This window comes from Acidimicrobiales bacterium (genome assembly GCA_036378675.1).
Taxonomy (GTDB): Bacteria; Actinomycetota; Acidimicrobiia; order Acidimicrobiales; family Palsa-688; genus DASUWA01.
The window spans coordinates 60,536-78,898 of the sequence record DASUWA010000032.1 but is presented as its reverse complement, the minus strand read 5'-3'; the positions used below and the strand labels follow the sequence as shown (position 1 = coordinate 78,898).

Below are 18,363 nucleotides of genomic sequence, written 5' to 3'. Positions count from 1 at the left end.
CCCATGGCGGCAGTAGGGGTATGCGTCCTTGTCGGCGCGGCGGCGTGCAGCGGGGCTGCCGCGTCTCGCGGGACTCCTCCAGCCGTGACGGTGCCCCCTACGGCTGGTCCATCGACCACATCGACCTCGTCCACCTCGTCGACCACGCCGACGAGCGCGCCGCCTAAGCCGACTCTGCCGCCCGGTCCGCCGTACCAGGTCGGATCGACGACTGTGCAACTGGTCGACTCCAGCCGGCCGACCGTGAGCCACGGTCACACCGTAAGCAACTCCCGTGCCTTGACCACGTTGGTCTGGTACCCACTGGTTTCGCGGCGGTCCCCGCTCATCGTCTTCGCCCACGGTTATCAGGTCGGACCTGCGCCGTACGAGTCGATGCTCCAGGCGTGGGTCGCCCACGGGTACGTGGTCGCCGCGCCAGAGTTCCCTCTGACCGACCAGGACATCGCAGGAGCGAACCTGGACGAAAACGACATCAACAACCAGCCCGACGACATTCGCTTCGTAACCGACTCACTGGTGGCAACGGGATCCGCCGTGGCCGCGCGAATCGATCCTCTACGTGTCTGCGTAGCGGGCCACAGCGATGGAGCCGAGAGCGCCCTGGCGGCGAGCATCGCACCAACTCCCGCGGGCGAGCCGGCGTTTCGGGCGCTGGTAGCGATGTCGGTACAGGAGCTCCCGGGGGTGAGCCACACCTCCAACCCGCCGATGCTCGTCACCCAGGGAGACGCCGACAACATCAATCCGCCCTCATACGGATATACGACGTACCAGGACGGGGCTTCGCCAAAGTTCCTGCTCGTCATCAAAGGTGGAGGACACCTTCCCCCGCTGCAAGCCGGGAGTGCGTGGCTTGCGGGGATCGAGGCGGTGACCGAGGGCTTCGTCGACGCGTACGTCGCATCCGACGGTCCAGTGGCCCGGATCGGATCCGCGACTGCCGGTTCACCTTTGTTCGCACTCTCGTCAGGTTGAGAGTACGTTCGGCTTCGTGACAGTTGACATGGGCACCGGCAAGTTGGGGGAGCTGTTCGCCTACCCCGGGGAATGGGCGGACATGGACCGTTGGCACGCACAAGTCGCCGAGATAAGGAGGTCGACTCCCGTCCTCTATGTAGAACTCGACGGATTCACCCCGTTCTGGGTGCTGACGCGTTACGCGGACGTGTTCGCCGTGTCCCGCGACAACGACCACTGGATCAACACCACGCGCTCGGTCCTGGGGCCGGACGAAGACTGGCACCGGATGCTCGCCCAGGGAATTCCTGAGCCGAAGACGCTCATCCACCTTGACGGCCAGGACCATCGCGAGCATCGCCAGGTAACCAACGACTGGTTCAAACCTGCGACGGTCAAGCAACGGCAACCGCGCATAGAGGCGATCGCCGACCATTTCATCGGCAAGTTGCGCGAAATGGGCGGTGGGTGCGACTTCGCCAGTGACATCGCCCAGCCGTACACCCTTCGAGTGATCATGGACATCTACGGCGTCCCCGAGGCGGACGAACCACTGATGCTCGAGCTGACCCAGGGGCTGTTCGGTGCAGCCGATCCCGAGTTCATGGGCGAGGCGGCAGACCCCGAGGCGCGCTTGATCGAGTCGGTGATGAAGTTCATCCAGTACTTCAACGAGCTCACCGACGAACGGCGCAGCCATCCAACCGACGACCTCGCGACCGTCATCGCCAATGGAAAGCCAGGCGGGCACGAAATGGACGAGGCTCACCGGCTCTGGTACTACATCATCGTGGCGACCGCGGGCCACGACACGACGTCGTTCGCCCTTGCCGGCGGCATGGAAGCAATCCTGCGGGATCCTTCGCAGCTGCAGCTCATCGCTGACGACCCCTCGCTTGCGGGGAATGCCGCGGACGAGTGCATCCGGTGGACGTCACCCGTTCGTCATTTTCTCAGGTACGCCACCGAAGATTCGGCCGTGGGTGGCGTAAACATCCCAGGAGGGGGCAGGGTGCTGCTTTCCTATCCGAGCGCCAACCGGGACGAGGACCTGTTCGACCAACCGAACTCCTTCGACGTCCGCCGCCCCAACGCGGACAAGCTCCTATCCTTCGGCCTCGGGGCGCACTTCTGTTTGGGCAGCCAATTCGCGCGCCGGGAGATCCGTACGATGCTTGCGAAGCTGGCACCACAACTCGATCACATCGAACCTGCCGGGAAGGCCGAGTGGTCGGAATCGGCGTTCGTGTCCGGGGTCAAGCACCTCCCCGTGGCGTACTCCTTCAAGTCTTGACCGCTGACTCAGACCAGCTCCTTGCCGACGCCGCCCGAAGAGCGGCGCGCTATCTGGACCACATCGACGACCGGGCCGTAGCGCCGGCACAGGCCGCATTGGAGGCTCTCGGACGGTTCGACGAAAAGCTGCCGAGTCGCCCCAGCGATCCCGCGGAGACGATTGCTCTGCTTGACGAAGCTGGGTCGCCCGCGACCGTCGCGACAGCCGGGAGTCGCTACTTCGGCTTCGTGATCGGCGGCGCCTTCCCGGTAGCCGTCGCGGCTTCCTGGATCGGTGCGGCCTGGGACCAGAACTCAGCGCTGCCGGTCATGTCTCCTGTGGCCGACTCTTTGTCAACAGTTGCCCGGCGGTGGCTGGTGGAACTGCTCGGGCTGCCAGAAGGCACCGAAGCGGCGTTCGTCACGGGCGCGACTGAGGCGAACGCCTCGTGCCTGGCTGCCGCCCGCGACCACCTGCTTTCTCGTCGGGGTTGGGACGTTCAAGCTTCCGGCCTCTTCGGGGCGCCCGAGATTCCGGTCGTGGTCGGTGCGCAGGCGCATTCGACGGTGCTGAAAGCACTTGGATTCGTCGGCCTGGGCCGCAGCCGGGTGATCACGGTCCCGACCGACCACGCGGGACGCCTGCGTGCGGAGCTCCTACCGGATATCGATGGTCCGGCGATTGTCTGCCTTCAGGCCGGCGAGGTGAACGGTGGGGCCTTCGACCCGTTCGCAGAGGTCGTTCGGTGGGCCCGCTGGCGTGACGGTTGGGTTCACGTCGACGGCGCGTTCGGCTTGTGGGCGCTGGCTTCGCCGGCCCTGGCCGACAGGCTCTGCGTGGGGTTGGCGGACGCTGACTCGTGGGCCACCGACGCCCACAAGTGGCTCAATGTGACCTACGACTCGGGGATTGCGTTCGTCCGTAGGGGCGAGGATCTTCGGCGCACGTTCGCCTCTGTCGCCGGCTACCTCCCGCCCGACGGTGGCTACGAGGCGATGCACCACACCCCCCAGTCGTCGCAGCGGGCACGCCAGATCGAAATCTGGGCGGTTCTCCGGACCCTGGGCCGATCCGGCGTGGCAGCTCTTGTGGACCGGTGCTGCACCCACGCGGCGACCATCGCCCGGGGTCTCAGTGACTCTGGGCTCGAGGTCCTCAACGAGGTGGTCCTCAACCAGGTTGTCGTTCGTGCCCGGTCAGACGAGCTGACGTCCCGATGGATCCGGTCGATTCAGCAGGACGGCACTTGTTGGTGCGGGCCGACCAACTGGGACGGACACGCGGCGATGAGGATCAGCGTTTCGGGGTGGTCCACGACGGAATCAGACGTGACAAGGAGTGTCGAGGCGATGGTGCGCTGCGCTCGTGGTATCGGAGCGATCTAAGGGGCCTCCCGGCGGACCCGAGTCAGCCTCTCAGGGTCACCATAAGACCGACGTCAACTCCCCCACCAATTCGGCTGGGGTGGAGATGTATTCGTCCAGAACTTTCGACGATTTAGCCACGCGGGGCCGCTGTCGGACCCCAATTCGGGGGGACTAGGCGTTGTTATGGCCCTACTGGATGGTGCGACACGAACCCGCAGGTGGATGCAGTGGGGAACGAACCCGAAATCCAGGAACGAATCGGAGAAAAGCCAGAACACAGGAGCCTCCCAGCCACCTGGAGAATTTTGACGGTTCGTACCTTTATGGGCCGATTTTTTGGCCCTTTCTGGCACGAATTCGGAGCCGTATTTGGGTGTTGAGTGTCCGTTGGGTTTATCCCTCATTGTCCTTGTCATGGGACTTTTACCGTTCTTATCGAACTCATTCCAAAGAAGCGAGCGAGGGTCACCGGACATGACAATCCAGGCAGACAATCAAACGGCCAAGCGGCACTCACGGGCAGCACGCCACGGTGCCTTCGGCGGCCGGCGACTCCCGGTCGTCAAGGCCCTCTCGCTTGTCGGTTCCATGACCCTCGCGACCGGCGGGTTGCTGACAGTCTCCAGCGTGTTCGTTCCTTCCGCCAACGCCACCCCCTCCCTTTGCGGCGTCCCAACCGGCTCCGGCCTACAGCAGAACATCAACACGTCGATGGGGTGCGACGTGGCAGAGGGCACCTCCCTAATGAGCGGATACCTGGCCGACACGGGTCTTCAGCCCGGCCAGGTATTGACCCTCGAGGATGCCTATGAAGGTCTGTCGTCGCACAACTTCTACTACGGGAACTACACGCTCGTCCTCGGCTGTGTGTCCGGGTCGGCGAACCCCGTCACAAGCCACTACGTGATCGCGCCGGGCTCGGGTAGTTTTCCTCAGACTCCCCCGACGATCAGCAGCGGCAGCCTTCCCCAAGTCACCGCTGACTCGAACGGGAACATCGTCTGCACTTGGGCCCTCACGGTTCTGAACCAGCCGAGTGGCCAGCTGAACAGCTCGAAGAGCGACCTGTGGGTGATCTCTGGGGGTTCGGGAAACGTTGCGACGGTCAGCGTCAAGCCGCCGGTCCTCGGTGCATCGGATTCGCCGACCACCACCGTCGACCCGACCACCACCGTCGACCCGACCACCACCGTCGCACCCACGACGACCGTCGCACCCACGACGACCGTCGATCCGACCACAACCGTGGCGCCGGCCACGACCGACGATCCCACCACCACCGTGGCGCCGACCACCACCGACGATCCCACCACCACCGTGGCGCCGACCACCACCGTCGATCCCACCACCACCGTTCCGGTTGATCCGGGCACAAGCTCTCCGACCACAGCTCCGGTCCTGCAGACTGCCACGGTCTCGGATCCGGGGAACGGCCCGACGTCCAGCCACGTCCCGCCGCCGACCGACCCGGCGACTACCGATCCCGCGCACGCTTCAACTCCCGGTGGATCCAGCACGACGAGCGCCCCGGCGAGCACGACGCCCGCCTCGCACCCTGTCTCGGCCCTCGCCTTCACCGGTTCGATGTCTGAGGAGTTGGCGGCGATCGGGCTCATCCTGGTCCTCGCCGGCGGCCTGGTCCTGGGCACGAGCCGGCGCTGGATCCAGTCCCGCTCGTAGCAAAACGCGACCACTCGGGCCTGCGCACGCGGGCCCGACATACCCTGTCGATCCCCGGAAACTTCGGGCAACCCCGGGTAGACAAAATGTCCTTCAGTGATCATTGCGTCAGGCCGATCAGAACCGAGTGCCCGGATATCGCCGAGTCGTCCCCTTCGCGGTAAGCGTGGTCCTGGTTCTCGCTACGGGAGCTCTGGGCGTAGCGCTTTCGTCATCTGCGGGTTCAAAGTCCGCAGCCCTGCATCGGCATGATCGAGAGGTCCTCCAGGCGACCCTGGCTTCGCTCGGCAAGCAATACGTGCTGTTCAGCCTCAAAGAGGGTCTCGACTACTCCTCCACCGGGACTTGGTCGCTTCGCCCCGGGGACCCCGCCGACACCTCCCGGCTTCAGACCTTTGTAACCCACGCGGTCCTGCTCAACTATGGCGCAGCCCTGGTAAGTCTCGACGGAAAGACGATCAACGCGTACACGAGTGGTCCCGGCCTCCCTCCGGCTGGCGACCCGGGTTACCAACCCATGGTGGCATCCCTCACGTCGGGTCAGCCGGACGTCAGCTCAGTCATGGAAGTTGGCCGAATTCCCGTCGTCGCGATGGCCGTCCCTTTGACGGTGGGAGGACAGACGAAGGCGTTGTTCGTCGGCTTTGTGCGACTTGATCGGTCGGCGCTGGAAACCTACGTCCAGTCGATTCGTTACGGAAAAACCGGCAAGTCATACGTCGTCGACTCCCACGGAACGATCGCCGCAAGCACGGATCCTGCCGACGTCGGGAGATCGATTGGTCAACCTCGTGCAGTCCTTGCTCTGCAACGCAGCCTGTCCGGGGATTACACGCAGAATGGCTCCTTGGTCAGCTACGCACCTTTTGGTGTCAGCGGATGGTCAGGCTTCACCATTCAAGCCTCCACTGAGTTCTTTGGACCGATCCACGCCAGCAACCTTCGGGTCGAAGTCGCCATCACGGCTCTCCTCGCGATCGCCTCGGTATTGATCATCATCCTCGGGTATAAGCGCGAGATGGCGCGGCGGAAGTTCCAGGAACAGCTTGCTTACCAGGCGTACCACGACAGCCTGACCGGGCTCGCCAACCGGCCAATGCTCCTCGAACGTCTGAACCAGGCGCTGTCGAAAGCGCGGCGACAGAACCATGCTGTCGCAGTCCTTTACCTGGACCTCGACCGGTTCAAGACAGTCAACGACACAAAGGGGCACGAAGTCGGGGATGCCCTTCTCCGCGAAATCGGCAGGCGCCTTGCGCAAGTCGTGAGACTCGAAGACACGGTTGCGCGTATGGGCGGTGACGAGTTCGCCGTCGTCATGGAGGACATCGGGACCGTCCAGAACATTCAATGCGTTCGTAGTCTGGCAGAACGAATCGTGGCCGAAGTCAGCCGTCCCGTAGATATCGGGAACCTGACAGTTACTGTTGGGGCCAGCGTCGGAGTCGCGGTCAGCCGTTCTGGTCACGATGACGTCGAGACGATGCTCCGCGACGCCGACTTGGCCATGTATAGCGCCAAGGACTCGGGCAGAAACGGATACCTGATCGCCGGAGAGCACGAAGTCTTTCCCCAAGCGGAGGCCGCGCCGTCTGCGGGGTGAATCAAGCCATAGTCAACAGATGGGGTTAGGGCTGCGCCTGAGGCTTCGTTCCATGTAGATGACAGTCTTGGACGGTTCAGAATGCAGGGGCTCCCGCGCTCCTGTCGGCTCGAAACCCGCTCCTCGGTACAGGCGGAGGGCTGTGGCATTGTCCTCCACAACGCCCAGGCGCACGACGGTTGCACCCCGGTCGCGCGCCCATTCGATACCCGATTCCAGCAGTCTTCTTCCGAGGCCGAGGCCTCGACTGCCCGGATCCGTCCACATCGAAGCCAGATGGCAGATCGAGTGGTCCTCGCCGTCGAGAAAGACGGCTACCAAACCGAGCCATCGATCGTCACCCTCGACAACGAATACGCATCCCTCGTCCACCCAAGGTCGCCAGCACAGTGGACTCCGAACCACCTCGAGTTCGTAGGTGCTGCCGAAGGCGCCCGGAGAGTCGAGAAGCGCGCGAAGCCGTAGGTCCTTCAACCGTTCAAGTTCATTGATCCCGACTTGCCGTAGGAGCACATCACAAGAATGGCCAAGACGTGGAGCCAGTGCATCCGAGTTACGTGCGATTGCATATGTCAGACACGCGAGATTTGCACTACAGCGATAGTGTAAATAGGTGAGCCTGGACGATGGATTTCACCGGATCGGTTCCGATCCATATGCCGTTCCATCGGACGCCAAGGATGGCGCCAGACGACTGCGCGGTCAGTTACCTGCCCCAGTCACCGTGTGGACTGCGTACGGACCAGGCGGGACCCAGACCGGGATTACCGTGTCCTCGGTTCTGGTCGCAGAGGGGGACGCCCCAACAATCCTGGGGTTGATCGCCCCTCTGTCGGAGTTCTGGGACGCGGTGCAGGTCAGCAAACGGTTCGTCGTTCACGTTCTCGGTGCAGAGCAGACCCGGGCTGCGGACCAGTTCGCCCTTCGCTATCCGGTCAGTCCATTCGACGGTCTGAGAGTCTCTGCATCCGAGTACGGTCCCATCCTCGAGGACGTCGGGACGCGAGCCGAGGCCACCCTGACCTCGTATGTCGACGTGGGATATTCACTCTTGGTCCGAGCAACGCTCGGTGAATTCGAGTTTGCCGATGAACCGCCTGCACCTCTCATCCACTACAGGGGCCGGTACTTCACCGCGGCGTCCAGGAACAGACAGCTACCGTAAGCAGGGATGCCCTCGCCGACCGATACCGTCGAGCAGTTCATGGCGTCCTTCGTCGACGCCTGGCCACGGAGGGACGCCTCGGAACTGGCGCCGTTTTTCAGTATCGACGCCGTGTACCACAACATCCCCCTGGACCCTGTCCGTGGTCGCGATGCCATCCGTCAGACACTCGAATCCTTCATGGAAATGGGAGGATTCGTCAGTGTCGATGTAACCAACATCGTCTCCGACGGTGGACGGGTCGTCGTAGAGCGCGTCGACCATTTCACCGTCTCTGGGAAGACGTCATCCCTGCCGATCATGGGCATATTCGAGGTCCAGGACGGACTGATCACCGCCTGGCGCGACTATTTCGATCTCGGTCAGTTCGAGCGGGAGTAAGTCTTACGAACAGCCGCTGGTGGTCCCGCAGGACGGGCAGGCGTGGCAACTGCCGGCCCTCTGCATCTGGACACCACATTGGAAGCAGTACGGCGCATCAGACTCAGCCTTGACAGGCATGGCCGGCTGGTCAGCCGGCGATGATGCCCTTGGTGGCTGCATATCTGGTCCAGCGTCGAGGCTCAGGTTCTGAGTAACCGTCTCCTCGATGCCCGGCAGCGTCTGCTGGGTCCGTTCAGCCGTGGTGAGCACGCCCAGCTCAGCCCTCTCCTCGAACGGCAGGTAGTCGACGGCTAGCCGGCGGAATATGTAATCCATCAGCGACTGGGCAATCCGGAGATCCGGATCGTCGGTCATACCTGCGGGCTCGAAGCGCATGTTGGTGTACTTCTTGACGAAGGTCGCCAAGGGGACACCGTGCTGGAGCCCGAGGCTGATCGCGATCGAGAAAGCATCCATGATCCCTGACAGCGTTGACCCCTGCTTCGAGACCTTGATGAATACCTCGCCCGGCCGGCCGTCCTCGTACTCCCCGACAGTTACGTAGCCCTCGCAGTCGGCGACCCTGAAGGCGAAGGTGGACGACGTCCGCTTCCGCGGCAGCCTCTCGCGGATCGGCTGCTTGACGACGACGGTCTGGCGCTGCAGCGCGTTCTCGAGCTCTGCAACCTTGAGCGCCAGCTCAGCATCGTGAACCTCCGCCGGAGAAGCGGTCGGATCAGCAACGGTCTTCTTCGCGGTCGCCAACGGCTGCGCAACCTTGCAGTTGTCCCGGTAAATCGCAATCGCTTTGAGACCTAGCTGCCAAGCCTCGATGTGCAGTTGCTCGAGGTCCTCGACCGTGACCTCTTCGGGAACGTTAACCGTGTTGTGGTTGACGATCCCATTACCAACAAAAGCATGGGTGACAGGCACCGAGATATCGAACACCTGACGCTCGCCCGTGTCTTCCGCAGCCACGACGGGGCTGAAATGCAGGTTGTCCTCGAGGACGCTCCACAGCCACTCCGGCAGGTCTGCTCCCGCAGCCGCTACCTGACACAAGGTGTGATGAGTGACGAACTTCGTGCGTGGATCGCACAGATGACCAAGCCGGGCTCGAACCCCCGAACCACGGCCCGACCTGCCTGACCGCCCCCGAGGTAAGAGGGCATACAGTTCCTTTGGAGTTATGCCTGGTACTACGTCGGCGGTGGCATGATTCTGGAATTTCCGACCAGCTAGGGCGTGGGCGCGAGCCGCCTTATCTGGTTCGGGGAAGGGGACCAGCCTGAGAAGCTTCTGGGCCTGAGCCCCAGATGCATAGACCTCGTCATATGACTTGCGGTACGTGGGGTTGTACTTTGAAATGCGACTGTGAACGATGTTTAGGTTCGTCAGTATGGTCTGGAGGTCATCGAGTAGTCGGGATGAATCCAAACAAATCGCCCATTTTGCTGCTGATCCTGTGTAGACGTAGGCGTCCAGCGCGAGTCCTCGGAGGAATGCGAGCACCACCTGACGAGGTGAACGCAGCACTGCGTCAGGAATGCGCTTGGTCCCAGCATCCGCTCCGCAACCGAGGTACTCGAAGAACTCCACGATTGCCTTCGAGTGGACCTGAACACTCATGCACCGATCGATTGGGCGCCTAATAACCGCGTCGACGCCGAAGACCTTCTTGAAGGATTCAACTATCTCCGTAAGAACTGACTCAACCGAGTTGGTGATATTGATTGTCCAGACCGACCGAGTGATGTGTCCCTCCGAAGCGAAAGCGCCTAAGAGAAACGCGAGCTCCTCCGTCATCGCGGATGGAATGTGGACCGGCGTCTGAGAACCATATGCCGGAGTCGGGACAAAATTGTCGAACCGAGCGGGTAACGATGACCACATGTTTTGTCCGTACCTGACTGCTACCTGGTCACCAAGATCGATTTCATCCAGTCTCTTCCAGTCGAGTCCGTTCTCACCTGCGACAAGGACTCGATGATTCGGAGTGCCGGTCACTCGGTGGCCGGATCGAAGCTCGATCCTCCGGACACGCCGAACGCCGCCGTAGTAGAAGGCGTCAGTCTTGGCTGGGCCACCCAGAGACGCGACTTCGATGATCTCGTCCCTGAAAGAATCCGGGGTTTCGTCCTCGTAGAGGCTCTCGATCCTTATCAATCCGTCTGCGGTGGACACCAAGGTGTCTCCCACCACACACTTTGATATAGCGCCGCTGATGAACGGCTGCACGGCGCCCATCATTCCGATATGTCCGCGGTAGTGGATCGTGTTGTCACCCATGGAGCAAGCGAACACCGGAAGGTGGTCCGACGAGAGGTGTGGTGCGCCCACAATCGACTTATGTTCATCTACATATGCAACGATGTCGCCGATCTCTTGGTCGTCGTAGCCGAGTCGCCTTAATGCTCGGGGAACAGTCTGGTTGACGATTGACATCGTCCCTCCGCCCACGAGCTTCTTCATCTTCACGAGACTGAGGTCTGGTTCTATGCCAGTCGTATCACAATCGAGGAGCAAAGCGATGGTGCCAGTCGGGGCCACAACACTCGCCTGTGAATTGCGAACCCCGTACTGTTCGGCGGTCTCGACGGCAGTGTCCCAGGCTTCTTGAGCGGCCGAGAGAAGCTCCGGAGGCACCAACTCTTCGTCGATTCCGGCCGCCCCGTCTCGATGCATACGAAGGACGTTGAGCATCGGCTCTTTATTGTCTTGGTATCCCGCAAAGGGACCCATCCGTGCGGCAGTTCTAGCCGACGTTGCGTAGGAATGTCCGGTGAGGAGGGCAGTGAGAGCGCCAGCCCAAGCACGGCCGCCGTCGGAGTCGTATGGCAGACCCTGTGCCATGAGCAGCGCTCCGAGATTGGCGAATCCGATGCCTAGTTGCCGGAAGCGCCTGGACGTCTCCGCGATCTTCTCCGTCGGATAATCAGCGTTTCCGACGATGATCTCTTGAGCGGTAAATATCACCTCAGTCGCCGCTTTGAATCCCTCGACATCGAAGGTGCCATCGGCCCGAAGGAAACTGAGCAAATTCAGGCTGGCGAGGTTGCAGGCTGAGTTGTCGAGGTGCATGTACTCACTACAAGGATTACTTGCGTTGATCCGGTCAGTATTCGGTGCGGTGTGCCAACGGTTGATCGTTGTGTCGAATTGCATCCCAGGATCCGCACACTCCCACGCCGCCTTCGCAATCTGACGGAACAGGTCCCGAGCTCTAACGGTCTCGAGAACTTCACCGGTGCTGATACCTCGAAGGTGCCAATCAGCATCGTCCAGAACGGCTTGCATGAACTCGTCGGTGACGCGGACGGAGTTATTCGCGTTCTGGTACTGGATCGAGTAACTGTCCTTGCCATCGAGATCCATGTCGAAGCCGGCGTCACGCAGCGCACGCGCCTTGCGCTCCTCGATCGCCTTGCACCAGATGAAGTCCTCGATGTCTGGGTGATCGGCGTTAAGTATGACCATTTTTGCGGCGCGCCTCGTTTTTCCGCCCGACTTGATCGTCCCCGCCGACGCGTCGGCGCCCCGCATGAAGCTCACCGGTCCGGACGCAGTTCCTCCACCCCGGAGACCTTCCTTCGAAGAACGGATCTTGGACAGGTTCACACCTGCCCCCGAACCGCCCTTGAAGATGATGCCTTCTTCGGTGTACCAGTTGAGAATCGAGTCCATCGAGTCTTCGACAGCGAGGATGAAACAGTTGTGCACTCGCAGGTTGCCGCTGAGGTACTCGCCGCTTTCGGTTTGAATGTCGTAGACCTCGTCAACGCCGAGTTCCTCGATCCTGTCGATCTTGAGGAACTGAACGTCGGCTCCGTCCGATAGCGGATAGATCTCGCCTATCTCGCCAGTGCGGTGCCAGGTCAGCTGATCCCCGGGAATCAACTCTCCGGCCTCCACAAATCGGCCCGTCCCGTCGCCCGATGCCCGCCAAACCAGATGGTCGGGGGTGACATCGAGAGTGACGCCGGCTTTGGTGTGGATCCGCAAGACGGCCTTACGACCGTTGGCCTTGACCGCCACGATCTTGGTCAATCCGTGAGCGTCGTAGACCTTGGTGCCGACAGCGTTGGTCTCGACGAGCTTGCCGATCGGGATGAGACCCTCCGGCGTGCAGACAAGCGCTCCGTAGGGCTGGCACGCGCTTCCCTGCTGAGGTACTCCATGCACACCGATGTTGAACCAGACGGGCGAGTTGAACGCCGCCTTCTGATGGATGATCAGATACTTCAGCTCGTCGGAAAACGTCTCGGCTTCCGCGTCGTCGACGAAGTACCCATCCTTACGGCCCCACGCGGTGATGGTGTCGACGACCCGGTCGACAACCTGCTTGAGCGACCACTCTCGTTCCGGCGTGCCGAGAGTTCCCCTGAAGTACTTCTGGGCGAGGATGTTGGTCGCATTGAGGCTCCATGTCGAAGGAACTTCGACGCCCAGTTGCTCGAATGCGACTGCCCCAGTAGCAAAATTCACGATGCGCGCGTCCCGCCGATCCCAGACGACCGTGTCGTAGGGATGCTGACCAGGCGAGGTGAACCGCCTCTGGATGCCGATGCCCATTCGTTCCGGGGCGATTGCCATTACCCACCTACCTTCTAGAGAGTGTCCTGGTGCTGCGACCACAACCTGTAGTGGTGGACGGCCCCATACCAGACCGCTGCCCACAACATGAGGAACAGATTACATCACCGTAGTTTCATCGATGTCAATGGTCTCCAAGCCGCGAAAATGCTGGTCAGAGGGCGCTCGCGAAGGTTTGCACTCTGGCCCGCCCCCTCGTCCGGGCGACCTGCCTTCCAACGTTAAGTAGTTGGCGCTGTGGAGCAAAAGAGGGGTAAAACTGTGGAAGACATCTGTATTAATTGGGGGTTTTCCACAGTCGCGAAGTTCTCCGAAAAAAGTGGACGGAAGTGCGTGTAACCGCAATCGGATGCGGGTACAGTTTTTGGAGAGCCGCCGAAGCTGCCCCCTCGGCGGTCTATAACCCTGGCGCCGGCCCTCTCGTCCCCGCCCCTTCGACAGGGGGCCGCGCCGGGGAACTTTTCATAACGCGCCCAAACTTGGCAACTTCCGGTTGCCGGTAACGTCGGCGCGCTATGGGAGCGGTCCTCACAATTGACGCAGGAACCACCGGCGTCAGGGCGATGGCGGTTGGGGAAAACGGGGTTCCGAGAGGCACCGTCTACCGCGAATTCCCGCAGTACTTTCCGCGACCGGGATGGGTGGAGCACGACGCCGGCGAGATCTGGCGGACCCTTGAAACGGTCATCGCGGAGCTGGTCGACGAGCTCGGCAAAGACCGCGACAGCATTACCGCGATCGGCATCACCAACCAGCGTGAAACCACGGTGGTCTGGGACCGGGCGACGGGAAACCCGCTAGCCCGCGCCATCGTGTGGCAAGACCGCAGGACCGCGGCGGAATGCGAAAGGCTCCGAGATGCCGGCTATCTGCCCCTCATTCGGGAGAGGACCGGGCTGGTCCTCGACCCGTACTTCTCGGCGACGAAACTCGCCTGGCTGTTCCGAGAAGGAGGCGTCGAGCCCGGTCCGAACGTCGCCTTCGGAACCGTTGACAGCTGGATCATTTGGCGCCTGACCGGCGGAGGGGCGCACGCGACGGACCATTCCAACGCGTCGCGCACCCTTCTCCTCGACATCAACAAGCTCGCGTGGGACCAGGAGCTGTGCGACTTGTTCGGCGTACCAACCTCGGTGCTGCCCGATCTGGTGCCGTCGTCCGGTCGCATCGGAGTCACTGCAGCAGGGGTCGTTCCAGGCCTCCCGGCAGGCATCCCGATCAGTGGGTGCGCCGGCGACCAGCAGGCAGCTCTCTTCGGCCAAGCGTGCTTCGAACCGGGCATGACCAAGAACACCTACGGGACCGGGAGCTTCGTCCTCATGAACATCGGGAGTGAAGCACCTCCCCCAGTTGACGGACTTCTCACGACAGTCGCATGGACGGGCATCCATCCAGGCGCCACCTACGCGCTCGAAGGATCGATCTTCGTTACCGGTGCCGCTATCCAATGGCTCCGAGACCAGCTCGGGATGATCACCGAAGCCTCTGAGATCGGCCCCCTCGCGGAATCGGTCACCGACACGGGCGGTGCCTACTTGGTGCCCGCGTTCACCGGACTGGGAAGCCCGTGGTGGGATCCAGACGCGCGCGGCACTCTTGTCGGCCTCTCGCGCGGGGTTGGCCGCGCCCAGGTGGCGAGAGCCGCTGTCGAGGCCATGGCCTACCAGACGAAGGACGTAATCGATTCGATGTGCAAAGCGATCGGGTCCTCCGTATCTGAGCTTCGGGTGGACGGCGGAGCTTCCGTCATGGACTTCCTGCTGCAGTTCCAGGCCGACCTTCTCGGTGTGCCAGTCGTTCGGTCGGCGGTCAGCGACACGACGGCATTGGGGGCCGCGCTGCTCGCCGGGCTGGCCGAAAAGGTGTGGGCGTCGACGAACGAGATCGGCGCCATGTGGCGCAGTGACCGCACCGCGACGCCTGGGGAAGCCGCACCGGTCGCTGATGCTTCTTACGAGGTCTGGAAGCGAGCCGTTGCGCGCTCGCGCGCCGGGGATTGAGTCTCAGACGCCGAGGCTGGTGTGCTTCAAGCGTTCCACCGACAGGTCGTCGCCTTCGTACACGACGCGTGCGTGCGCGCCACGGCCGAAGGCGGCCAGCACCAGCTCTCCCGGAGAGCCACGCAGGACCACCAGCGGGGCTCCTCCCTTCAGTGACATGTAACCGAACCCCGGCGATTCGCCAGCAACTCCGACCGGAGACTTGCGGGTCAGCAGGCGCCCCATGACCTTCAGCCGGCCCCACAATGCTTCGTCTTGCTCCGGCTCGACTTTCCGCGGCTCCCAGCCGGACGTGGCGCGGCGAACATCCTCGTGATGCACGAAGAACTCCACCGTGTTGAACGGTTCGTCCACCAGGCGGAGAGGGGCCGGCGGGCCGGATCGGATCAGCGACACCAGCTCGTCCCATCCGTGCCCGTGCAACGCCGAAACCCGAACCTTCTCGCTGTGACCGGATAGGGCAGAGAGGACGTTGCCGGGAAGGGAGTCGGGACGCCGTTCGCGGACTACCAGATGAGCGGCAAGGTCGGAAGTACTCCAGCCGGAGCAGAGGGTTGGCGCGTCGGGACCGACTTCGATGAACAGGTCACACAGCGCCTGCCGCTCCGCCTGAGCAAAGTGACCGACCTGCGGGATCCTGTTGGCCTCCACCCGGAGCTCAGCGGAGCGCACTTGGATGAGCCTGCCTCGTAGCGCGCACGACCAACTCCGACCAGCGGGCGTCGACGATCCGCGTCAGCGCGGTGAGCTGCCGGCGCTCCCGGGCCCGAAACGGACGGCCCTGCCGGCCAAGAACGAGCACGAGCCCTGCGGCGTCCATGTCGGCCCAGGCAACGTCGTCCGGACCGTTCTCCCCCACCCTGGGAGATATGGACGCCCGGCTCCCGGCAAGGAATGCCGACAGCCACTGACCGGAGGGAACCTGCCCGACCGACACCACGTGCTCCGGTGCTCCCGGCTCGACGACGGCGGCCCAGTCTGATTGGAAGTCGCGCATGCTTCCGCGCGCCAGAGACCTCAACAACGACACCACCGATTGCTGCCCAACTAACCCCGCCGCCGTCTCGAGCGCGTCGAGCCTCGGGTCGGCTAGGGAATCTTTCGCCCGGCGCACGTCCTCCACGTCGACGCCGTCGACCTCCGATACTTCCGAGACGAGCAGCTGCACGAGCCCCTCGTCCGGAAGTTCCACCACCAGCTCGTCGATAGCACGGCCCCCGCCTCGTTCGAGGATGTCGATACCGATCAGGTCCCCCCGGACGGCGCCGATGCGGCTGGCCACCGCCCCCAAGGCCCCGGGGCGGTCGGGGACCCAGACGCGCAGGACGAAAAGTGGCACGGCCAGACGCTAGCGCTGCTGTATGAACCGGTTGTTACGTAGAGGCCACGCCAGTATTACGAATACACCGGTCCAGCGAGCGATTCGGGCGCGTCCGGAGGAATCGGTTCCGCCTCGGATCCCGGTGCAGCCCGCAGACCGCGGTCTCTCTTCGCGTAGTGGTGGACGCGTTCCTGACCCGACAGATCCTGGATCGCATCCATGATCTGCTCGGTGAAATGCCGAAGAGACGAGCCGTCTGTCCCGCCATCCTCCGACACTTCCCCTGGCCACCTCAATGGCTCCCCCATCTTGATCCTGACCCGCCGGAACGGCTTGATTGCGCGAGAGCCGATCGGCTGCACCTCGGCCGTTCCGAACTGAGCCACGGGGATCACCGGTGCCCCGGTCTGCATGGCTAGGCGCGCGACTCCGGTGTGGCCTTTGTAGAGGCGTCCGTCCGGGGACCGGGTCCCCTCCGGATAGATGCCGAGGGCGCCGCCCTGCTCGAGGACCTCTCGAGCCGCCAGCAAGGCGCGCGTCGAGGCCGAACCACCGTCCCGCTTCAAGGGGATCATCCCGACCGCACGGAAGAACCAAGCGGTCTTCCAGGTCTCGAAATACTCGGCCTTGGCCACGAACGTGACCCGCCGGCGCACCACCAGCGGCAGGAAGATGCTGTCGATGAACGACTGATGGTTGGACGCGAGTATGACGGGCCCGGTACGCGGTACTCGGTTCGTCCCCTCTCGTCGGACCCGGAAGAGGACGTACAGCAACGGTGTGAGCACGATCTTCAACGCCCAGTAGGCCATGGCCGAAAGCTACGCGTTTTGCGCGGCTTGTGTTGAAAAGAGCTGACTAACCGAGCTTGGTGAGCGACTTCTTCAGGTTGCGGACGGCCTGATGGATCCGCTTCTCGTTTTCGATCAGGGCGAAACGAACGAAGCCCTCGCCGCCCCGACCGAAACCGACGCCCGGAGACGTTGCGACCTCGGCGTCGGTGACCAGGAACTTGGCGAACTCGAGCGACCCCATCTCCCGGTACGGCTCGGGTATCGGCGCCCACACGAACATCGTTCCCTTGGGCTTCTCGAGCTCCCAGCCGATCCGGTTGAGCCCCTCGCAGAGAGCGTTCCGGCGGGAGTGGTAGATCTCGTTGACTTCCTTCGGGTACTCGGATGCCTCGTTGAGCGCGACGATCGAGGCGATCTGGATCGGCTGGAAAGTCCCGTAGTCGAGGTAGCTCTTCAGCTTGGTGAGAGCCGAAACGATCTCGCGGTTGCCGACCATGAACGCCATTCTCCAACCGGCCATCGAGAAGCTCTTGGTCAGCGTGTAGAACTCGACGGCGACGTCCTTCGCGCCCGGCACCTCGAGGATCGACGGAGGCTGGTAGCCGTCAAAAGACGTGTCGGAGTAGGCGAAATCGTGGACAAGGACGACATCGCGCTCGCGAGCAAAATCGACCAGTCTCTGCATCCACGCCAGGTCCACGCATTCGGTGGTCGGGTTGTGCGGGAAGGAAAAGACGATCACCCTCGGCCGCGGCCACGTCGATTCCCAGCTCTCCATGAGGTTGCCGAAGAAGTCCTGATCCGGGCCGAGCCGCACCTGCTGGATGTCGGCGCCGGCGAAGAGCGGGGCGTAGATGTGGATCGGGTAGCTCGGTGTCGGCACCAACGCGCTGTCCCCCGGACCGACCAGGGTCCACATCAGGTGCGACAGGCCCTCCTTCGCCCCGATCGTGGTCACAACCTCGGTATCGGGATCCAAGTCCACACCAAAGCGCCTCAGGTACAGGTTCGACACCGCCAACCGAAGCTTGGGGATTCCCCGCGACGCGGAATAGCGATGGTTGCGCGGGTTGCGTGCCGCCTCGGCGAGCTTCTCGACTGCTACGTCGGGGCTCGGGATGTCGGGGTTCCCGAACCCCATGTCGATCACATCGCGACCTGCGTGGCGCGCTTGGTCTCGAAGCTCGTTGATGATGGCGAAAACGTAGGGGGGAAGCCCATTAATCCTGCGAAACTCCACT

14 protein-coding genes are annotated in these 18,363 nt (G+C 62.8%); 8 read left to right on the top strand and 6 right to left on the bottom strand.

The window, feature by feature from the left end:
* Positions 1 to 3: 3 nt before the first annotated feature.
* From VFZ97_11690 to VFZ97_11670, 5 genes are all read left to right on the top strand, one after another.
* Positions 4 to 978: a hypothetical protein gene (locus VFZ97_11690; GenBank protein HEX6394097.1), complete on the top strand. Its 975-nt coding sequence runs from the start codon at positions 4 to 6 to the stop codon at positions 976 to 978.
* A gap of 16 nt (positions 979 to 994) precedes the next feature.
* Positions 995 to 2,254 carry a cytochrome P450 gene (locus tag VFZ97_11685; protein ID HEX6394096.1) on the top strand — a complete coding sequence of 420 codons (1,260 nt, stop codon included), beginning with the start codon at positions 995 to 997 and terminating at the stop codon, positions 2,252 to 2,254.
* On the top strand, positions 2,251 to 3,621 hold the full coding sequence (locus VFZ97_11680) for a pyridoxal-dependent decarboxylase (GenBank protein HEX6394095.1): 1,371 nt from the start codon (positions 2,251 to 2,253) through the stop codon (positions 3,619 to 3,621). Before VFZ97_11685 ends, VFZ97_11680 begins: the two co-directional genes overlap by 4 nt.
* A gap of 456 nt (positions 3,622 to 4,077) precedes the next feature.
* Positions 4,078 to 5,283 carry a hypothetical protein gene (locus VFZ97_11675; GenBank protein HEX6394094.1) on the top strand — a complete coding sequence of 402 codons (1,206 nt, stop codon included), beginning with the start codon at positions 4,078 to 4,080 and terminating at the stop codon, positions 5,281 to 5,283.
* A gap of 127 nt (positions 5,284 to 5,410) precedes the next feature.
* Positions 5,411 to 6,886 (top strand): diguanylate cyclase, encoded by a 1,476-nt coding sequence (locus VFZ97_11670; GenBank protein ID HEX6394093.1) that lies wholly within the window; start codon positions 5,411 to 5,413, stop codon positions 6,884 to 6,886.
* A gap of 12 nt (positions 6,887 to 6,898) precedes the next feature.
* Here VFZ97_11670 and VFZ97_11665 read toward each other — a convergent pair whose 3' ends face one another.
* The gene (locus VFZ97_11665; protein ID HEX6394092.1) at positions 6,899 to 7,360 is read right to left on the bottom strand and encodes a GNAT family N-acetyltransferase; all 462 of its coding nucleotides are present in this window, start codon (positions 7,358 to 7,360) and stop codon (positions 6,899 to 6,901) included.
* A 139-nt stretch (positions 7,361 to 7,499) separates the two neighbouring features.
* On the opposite strand from VFZ97_11665, the gene VFZ97_11660 reads away from it, so the two are divergent.
* Together VFZ97_11660 and VFZ97_11655 are read left to right on the top strand one after the other, a co-directional pair.
* Entirely contained in the window at positions 7,500 to 8,051 is a 552-nt protein-coding gene (locus VFZ97_11660) for a flavin reductase family protein (protein HEX6394091.1), read from the top strand.
* Between the two features lie 6 nt (positions 8,052 to 8,057).
* Complete coding sequence (locus VFZ97_11655; GenBank protein HEX6394090.1) at positions 8,058 to 8,432, top strand: limonene-1,2-epoxide hydrolase family protein; 375 nt, start codon at positions 8,058 to 8,060, stop codon at positions 8,430 to 8,432.
* Between the two features lie 3 nt (positions 8,433 to 8,435).
* Here the strand turns inward: VFZ97_11655 and VFZ97_11650 are convergent, their stop codons facing one another.
* Entirely contained in the window at positions 8,436 to 13,007 is a 4,572-nt protein-coding gene (locus VFZ97_11650; GenBank protein ID HEX6394089.1) for a vitamin B12-dependent ribonucleotide reductase, read from the bottom strand.
* Positions 13,008 to 13,522: 515 nt separating this feature from the next.
* Between VFZ97_11650 and glpK the strand changes: the two genes are divergently transcribed.
* Complete coding sequence (gene glpK, locus VFZ97_11645; protein ID HEX6394088.1) at positions 13,523 to 15,007, top strand: glycerol kinase GlpK; 1,485 nt, start codon at positions 13,523 to 13,525, stop codon at positions 15,005 to 15,007.
* A 3-nt stretch (positions 15,008 to 15,010) separates the two neighbouring features.
* On the opposite strand, the gene VFZ97_11640 is transcribed toward glpK, so the two are convergent.
* The 4 genes from VFZ97_11640 to VFZ97_11625 are packed head-to-tail and all read right to left on the bottom strand — an operon-like array spanning position 15,011 to position 18,362.
* Positions 15,011 to 15,679, bottom strand: a complete 669-nt coding sequence (locus VFZ97_11640; protein HEX6394087.1) for a TIGR03085 family metal-binding protein — start codon at positions 15,677 to 15,679, stop codon at positions 15,011 to 15,013.
* On the bottom strand, positions 15,666 to 16,346 hold the full coding sequence (locus VFZ97_11635) for a hypothetical protein (protein HEX6394086.1): 681 nt from the start codon (positions 16,344 to 16,346) through the stop codon (positions 15,666 to 15,668). Before VFZ97_11635 ends, VFZ97_11640 begins: the two co-directional genes overlap by 14 nt.
* A gap of 56 nt (positions 16,347 to 16,402) precedes the next feature.
* Entirely contained in the window at positions 16,403 to 17,140 is a 738-nt protein-coding gene (locus VFZ97_11630; GenBank protein ID HEX6394085.1) for a lysophospholipid acyltransferase family protein, read from the bottom strand.
* A gap of 46 nt (positions 17,141 to 17,186) precedes the next feature.
* Positions 17,187 to 18,362 carry an aminotransferase class I/II-fold pyridoxal phosphate-dependent enzyme gene (locus VFZ97_11625; GenBank protein HEX6394084.1) on the bottom strand — a complete coding sequence of 392 codons (1,176 nt, stop codon included), beginning with the start codon at positions 18,360 to 18,362 and terminating at the stop codon, positions 17,187 to 17,189.
* Position 18,363 lies beyond the last annotated feature (1 nt).